General features: G+C 73.1%; 5 protein-coding genes. 4 read left to right on the plus strand and 1 reads right to left on the minus strand.

Annotation, left to right across the window (positions count from 1 at the left end; all coding sequences use genetic code 11):
- The first annotated feature begins 26 nt into the window (after positions 1-26).
- From Ade02nite_RS34750 to Ade02nite_RS34760, 3 genes are all read left to right on the plus strand, one after another.
- The gene (locus tag Ade02nite_RS34750; RefSeq protein ID WP_203773074.1) at positions 27-1076 is read left to right on the plus strand and encodes an alpha/beta fold hydrolase; all 1050 of its coding nucleotides are present in this window, start codon (positions 27-29) and stop codon (positions 1074-1076) included.
- 273 nt (positions 1077-1349) lie between these two features.
- Positions 1350-2006, plus strand: a complete 657-nt coding sequence (locus Ade02nite_RS34755; protein ID WP_203773076.1) for a DUF4142 domain-containing protein — start codon at positions 1350-1352, stop codon at positions 2004-2006.
- Positions 2007-2097: 91 nt separating this feature from the next.
- On the plus strand, positions 2098-2874 hold the full coding sequence (locus Ade02nite_RS34760; RefSeq protein WP_203773078.1) for a class F sortase: 777 nt from the start codon (positions 2098-2100) through the stop codon (positions 2872-2874).
- Positions 2875-2902: 28 nt separating this feature from the next.
- Here Ade02nite_RS34760 and Ade02nite_RS34765 read toward each other — a convergent pair whose 3' ends face one another.
- A complete protein-coding gene (locus tag Ade02nite_RS34765) occupies positions 2903-4831 on the minus strand; it encodes a Xaa-Pro dipeptidyl-peptidase (protein WP_239169269.1) in 1929 nt (642 codons plus the stop codon).
- Between the two features lie 154 nt (positions 4832-4985).
- Between Ade02nite_RS34765 and Ade02nite_RS34770 the strand changes: the two genes are divergently transcribed.
- Positions 4986-6324, plus strand: a 1339-nt coding sequence (locus Ade02nite_RS34770; RefSeq protein ID WP_203773080.1) for a CHAT domain-containing protein, incomplete at its 3' end; no start/stop codon positions are given.

The following is a 6324-nucleotide window of genomic DNA, read 5'->3' on the forward strand; positions in this document are numbered from 1 at the left end:
TAGCGTTCGTGTGTGATGATCGGCCGATGGAGACCCGTGCCCTTCGCGTGCAGGCCCGCGGCATCAGCCAGAACGTGCTCGCCGGCGGCCCGGCGGACGCCCCGCCGGTGCTGCTGGTGCACGGCAACTGCTCGTCCGCCGGCTTCTGGACGCCGCTGGTCCGGCGGCTCCCCGACAGCGTCCGGGTGGTCGCGCCGGACCTGCGCGGCTACGGCGGCAGCGAGACCGCGCCGGTGGACGCCACCCGCGGGCTGCGCGACTTCGCCGACGACGTGGCCGCCCTGCTCGACGACCGCTCGCTGTTCCCGGGCGGGGGCCCGGTGGTGGTGGCCGGGCACTCGATGGGCTGCGGCGTGGTGATGCAGCTGCTCGCCGACCACCCGGGCCGGTTCTCCGTGGTGCTGCTGGAGGCGCCGCTCAGCCCGTACGGCTTCGGCGGCACCCGCGACCTCGACGGCACCCCCACCACCGCAGACTTCGCCGGCACCGGCGGCGGCACGGCCAACCCGGACTTCGTGGCCCGCATCCGGGCCGGCGACCGCAGCGCCGACGCCCCGGCGAGCCCGCTGTCCGTGCTGCGCTCCGCGTACGTGGCAGACCCGGCGTCCCTCGGCGACGACGAGAGCCTGCTGCTCGACACGATCCTGAGCACAGCGATCGGCGACGACAACTACCCGGGCGACGCCAAGCCGGCGCAGAGCTGGCCCGGTGTCGGCCCGGGCGACCGCGGCGTGCTCAACACGATGGCGCCCAAACACTTCAACGTGGCCGAGGCCCTGATCGGCGCCGAGTCGAAGCCACCGATTGTCTGGCTCCGCGGCGACCGGGACGCGATCGTCTCCGACACGTCCCTGTTCGACCTGGCCTATCTCGGCTCGATCGGCCTGGTGCCCGGCTGGCCCGGCGCCGAGGCCTGCCCACCCCAGCCGATGGTCGGCCAGACCCGAGCGGTGCTCCAGCGATACGCGGCCGCCGGCGGCGCCTTCCGCGAAACCGTCTACGACAATTGCGGCCATTCGCCCCACATCGAGCGCCCGGCCGAGGTGGCGGCGGAGTTGCTCGGGCTCCTGCCCTGATCGTCCTGGGCCGGCCCTCCTCCCAGCCGCTCCTGCCCCGATCGCCTGGGCCGACCCTTCTCCTAACCGCTCCTGCGCCAGCCCTCTTCGCCGGACCAGCCTTCTTAACCCCTGTTGGCCCCCTTCGCCCCCTTCTGGCCTCCCTTCGCGGCCGGAAAGCCGGGCGGTGGAGCGGCGACGACTCTCCGGTTGCGTCGATTTCTGCGTCGATCTATGCATGACCGGGGGTGGGCCGGGTATCCGCCTCTCGCTCCCAACGAGAGGACTTTGTCAATGTTCGTCAAGCGAGTCGCCGCCGTCCTGAGTGTCGCGGGGATGCTTCTGCTTCCCGCCGCCGCGGCGCAGGCGGCGCCCTCCGATCAGGACGCGGCCTATCTGCGCGCGGCCCACCAGTCCAACCTCGCCGAGATCTCCGGCGGGCGGCTGGCCCAGCAGAAGGGGCAGAGTCAGCAGGTCAAGGACCTCGGCGCCCGGTTCGTCGCCGACCACACCAAGCTCGACGCGGCGGTTCGGCAGACGGCCTCCCAGCTCGGCGTCGACCTGCCCTCGGCGCCGAACGAGAAGCAGCAGGCCGTGGCCGCGAAGTACCAGCAGACCTCCGGTGAGGACTTCGACACGCTCTTCGTCTCGACGCAGATGGACGCGCACATGGCGGCCATGGCCAACGGGCAGAAGGAGATCGCGCAGGGCAGCGACGCCGCCGCCAAGAAGAGCGCCCGCGACGCCGCGCCAGTGATCGCCGCGCACCACGACCTGCTGGACGACGCGGCGCGAGCGCTCGGCGTGCCGTCCAGCATCGGCACCGGCACCGGCGGTCAGGCCGCGGAACGCACCGTCACCGCTCCGGTGGTGGCCCTGCTCGGCCTCGGCGTCCTGCTGACCGCGGCCGCGGCGATGCTGCTGCTGCGACGCCGCCCGGCCGGCGCATGACCCGGACACACATCGGCGGCCGGCGCGCGGCGGGCTGGACGGCCGGGGCACGCAACGACGGCCGGCGCGCGGCGGGCTGGACGGCCGGGGCATGACCCGGACACACATCGGCGGCCGGCGTGCGGCGGGCTGGACGGCCCTCGCCGCCGGCCTGTCGGCGTCGGCCGCCGGGGTCGTGCTGGCCGTCCAGCCGGCCCCGCCACCCGCCGACGCGGGACCCCTGCGCGTCACGATCGCCGCACCCGCGTCCTCAGCGCCCGCCGAGTCCGGGCCCGCCGAGACCCAGCCCGCAGAGACAAGGCCCACCGAGACAAGGCCCGCCGAGACTGTGCCGGCCGAGACAAGGCCCGCCGACACTGGGCCCGCCCCGTCCGAGCCCGCCCGCCCCGGGACGGCAAAGGCCACCCCGCCGATACCGCCGGCCTGGGCGCCGCCCACCAACGTCACCATCGGCGCGCAGCGCATCGATGCCCCGGTCAGCGCGGTCGGCGTCCACCCCGACGGCTCGCTCGCCGTGCCGGAGGATCCCGCTCGGCTCGGCTGGTGGATCGGGTCGGCGACGCCCGGCTCGGCCCGGGGCACCGTGCTGATCGCCGGTCACGTCGACACCGCCGAGGACGGGCCCGGCGCCCTCTTCCGGCTCGAGACCCTGCCGCTCGGCGCGACCGTCGGGGTGCGTGCCGGCGACCGCGTCGTGCCGTACCGCGTCGTCGCCCGGCGTGGCTATCCGAAGCAGCGCCTGCCGGCCGACCTCTTCCGCGCCGACACCGCGCCCCGCCTGGCCCTGGTCACCTGCGGCGGCAGCTTCCGCGACGGCGCCTACAGCCACAACGTCGTCGTCTACGCCGAGCCGGCCAAGGGGTCCTGAGCGCGCGGCCCAGGACCCCCGGCTCCGGTCAGGGCACGAGCGGATCGAACCGCGGCGGCGCGAACGTGCTGGGCACGGGCTCCGCCGACACGGCCGGTGCGGTCGCGCCGGGCGCGGGCAGCCGGCCCACCAGCGGCAGGCTCAGCGAGCTGCCGCGCAGGTCGAGCCGGATGGTCGCGCCGGTCGACTGCGGGGTCGAGTATTCGTTGTCGCTGGCCTGGAGGATCAGGCCGAGCACGTGACCGGCGGCGATGCGCTGGTCGGTCGCCTGCATCGGCACGGTCACCGTGTACCAGCGGTCGTGCCGCAACGGCGTCCGGAACCGCAGCGAGACGCGGTGGGCGGCGTCCTGCCAGCCCCGCGTCACGATCGCGTGGTCGCTGGTGATCAGGCTCGCCGCGGTGTCGCGGTAACAGGCGTCGTCGGCCGCCGTCGAGGCGCCCCAGCACGACTCGGTGGGCAGCGTGGTGATGCCCTCGCCCCGGCCGAGGTAGTCGACCCGCGTCGCGGTGCCGTAGTCGACGAGCCGGGCGGTCAGCTCGGTGGTCGGCTTGTCGACCCGCACCCGCAACGTCACCGACGGTGTGCCGGAGACGCGGACCTCGCGGCTCAGCGGCGCGGACAGGAAGGCGACCCGGCCGGCGACCGCGGTGTTCGGGCCGGCGACGGCGGCGGCCTCACTGAGGTCGGGGGCGTCGGTCCACGTACGGACAGCTCTGCCGGACGCACCACCCAGCGTGCCGGTCGTCCCGTCGCCGTTGCCCAGCGTGATCCGCTGCGTCCTCGCCGGGGCGGCCGGCCAGTCGCGCTCGCTCACCCACGCGCCCGGCGCCGTCTCGATCGACACCCGCGGCTCCCGGTCGATCCCGTTGCGCAGGCCCTGGAGCCAGCGGTCGAACCACCGGTGCAAAGTGTCCACCCACTCGGCGCGCCGCAGATCGAAGGGGTCGACGTGACCCGCCTGATAGAGCCACATCTTCTTCGGTACGCCGAGACGGCCCCACCACTGCGCGAACTGATCGGTCGTCACGTTCGTGTCGTTGAGCCCGTGCGCGATGAACACGCTGGCACGCACCTTGCGCGCGTCCGGCCGGAAGTCCCGCTCGGCCCAGTACGCGTTGTAGTCGCCCGTGGCGTCGTCGCTGTCCCGGTCGAGCCGGGCGAGCGTCTCGGCGCACGCCTCCGCCGGCCGGCCGTTGACATAGCGGTGCAGAAACTCCGGGTAGTCCTCGGCGCGGAGCACACCGTTGTACCGCTGATAGTCGTACCAGCTGGAGATCGCCGAGATCGGCACGATCGTCTCGAGCCCTTCGACACCGGTCGCGGCCACGCCGTTGGCCACCGACCCGTCCCAGGACTTGCCGATCATACCGGTCCGGCCGTTGGTCCAGCGCGTGGCGACCGCCGGGGTGCCGTCCGCGTACGTGGCCCGCGCCCGCCCGTTCAGCCAGTCGACGACGGCCTTGGCGCCGAGCACCTCCTCGCGGCCACCGACGTCCATGCATCCGGTGGAGCGCCCGGTGCCGGCCAGGTCCGCGGCGACGAAGGCGTAGCCGCGCGGCACGAAGTAGTTGTCGTAGTAGAGCGGCTGCTTCACGATGGTGCCGCTCGCGTCGTACTGCTTGCGCTCGCTCTCGTTGCCGCGCCCGCAGCACGAATAGTAGGGCGAGCCCTCGAGGATGACCGGCACCTTGAGATGCCGCTCGGCCGTCTCGCGCGGCCGGACGATGTCGACGGCGATCTTGTCGGGCACGCCGTCCAGGTCGTTGTCCAGCGGCGTCTGCACCCAGACGCTCTCCCGGACGGCGTTCTCGTAGGAGTAGACCGGCACGGTTTCGCCGCCCTTGACATGCGGCACACCGCCGGCGGCCGAGGCCGGCGACGCGGAGACGGCCACGGTGGCGGCGATCCCCGTGACGACGGCCAGGACGAGCCTTCGCTTCACTGATCCGGACATCGATGCATGGTAAATCATCAATGACGCACGGCGGGGTAGCGCGCGGATTTGTCCGAGCGGTGACAGCCGACCGGTCGGAGAGATGACGTTCGAGTGCCCATTCCGGGGCTACGATCCCGGCAAGCCAGATCTGCCTTTCTCGAGGATCTTTCCCATGTCGCCGGAAGTGGTGGTCGTTCAGCTCGACGTGATCGAGCACGCCCCTGGCGTGTACTACCTGACGTGCCAGTCGCCGTTCGGCGAGACCAATTTCCGGATGGATCTTCCCGAGCCCGAGACGCGGCGCCTCCAGGCGGTGGAGACGAACGTTCTGCGCTCCGGCGCGCAACTGGTCACGCGCGGGTCTGCGGGGCGGCTCGAGGCGCCGATCCGGCAATTGGGAACTGATCTTTGCGACGCGGTCCTGCACGACGAATCGCGGGAGCTTTTCGAGATGAGCCTGCGCCACGCGGAAAGCACGCGCACGCCTTTCCAATTGCGACTGCGCATTCGCGGTACGAAGCTCGCACAGCTGCCGTGGGAATTCCTCTGGGACCGCCGCCGCGGCGACTACCTGGCGCTCAACCTGCCGGTCGTGCGCTACCTCGACGTCATGCAACCGGTCGCGCCGGTGACCGTCCAGCTGCCGTTGCGGATCCTCGGCGTGATCAGCCACCCGGACGACCGGGACGCGCTCCAGGTGACGGCCGAGAAGGAGGCGCTCTCCGCGGCGCTCGCCCCGCTGGGCGACAGCCACGTGCGGCTGCGCTGGCTGGAGGGCTCCGGGTGGGAGGACCTGTGGCGGGCCGCCCGCGGCGGCGCCTGGCACATCCTGCACTTCATCGGGCACGGCGGCTTCGACGAGACGCGCGGCGAGGGCTACCTGGAGTTCCTCGACGACGACGGCGGCGCGCGGCACGTCTACGCCACCGACCTCGGCCGGCTGCTGCACGACAACGGGTCGCTGCGCCTGGCGGTGCTCAACGCCTGCGAGTCGGGGCGTGCCTCCGGCGCCGACACCTTCGCGAGCCCGGCGGCCAGCTTCATCCGGCGCGGGTTCCCCGCCGCCGTGGCCATGCAGTACGAGATCAGCGACCCGGCGGCCCTGATCTTCGCGCAGGCCCTCTACGGCGCGATCGCGTCGGGCGTGCCGCTCGACCGGGCCATGACCGACGCGCGCACGACAGTGCACATGACCCAGCCGGGCAGCCTCGAGTGGGGCACGCCGGTGCTCTATCTCCGGTCTCGCAACGCCGACGTCTTCGAGGTCGCCGACGCGTCGCCGCCGCCCGTGCCGGCCGAGGCGGAGGCCGTCACCGACCCCCACCTGTCGAGCACCGGCATCGACAGCATCCGCCGGGCCAAGGACCTGGTGCGCTCGCTGAAGGCCGCGCCGGCACAGGCGATCGGCGCCGCGACCGTGCCCCGGCGCGCCGAGCGCCCGCCGGCCTCAACGACCCCACCCGCGCAAGCCCCGGCCGGCCCACCGCGGACGGCCCAGCCCTCACCGTCGT

The organism is Paractinoplanes deccanensis (assembly GCF_016862115.1).
GTDB classification, from domain to species: domain Bacteria; phylum Actinomycetota; class Actinomycetes; order Mycobacteriales; family Micromonosporaceae; genus Actinoplanes; species Actinoplanes deccanensis.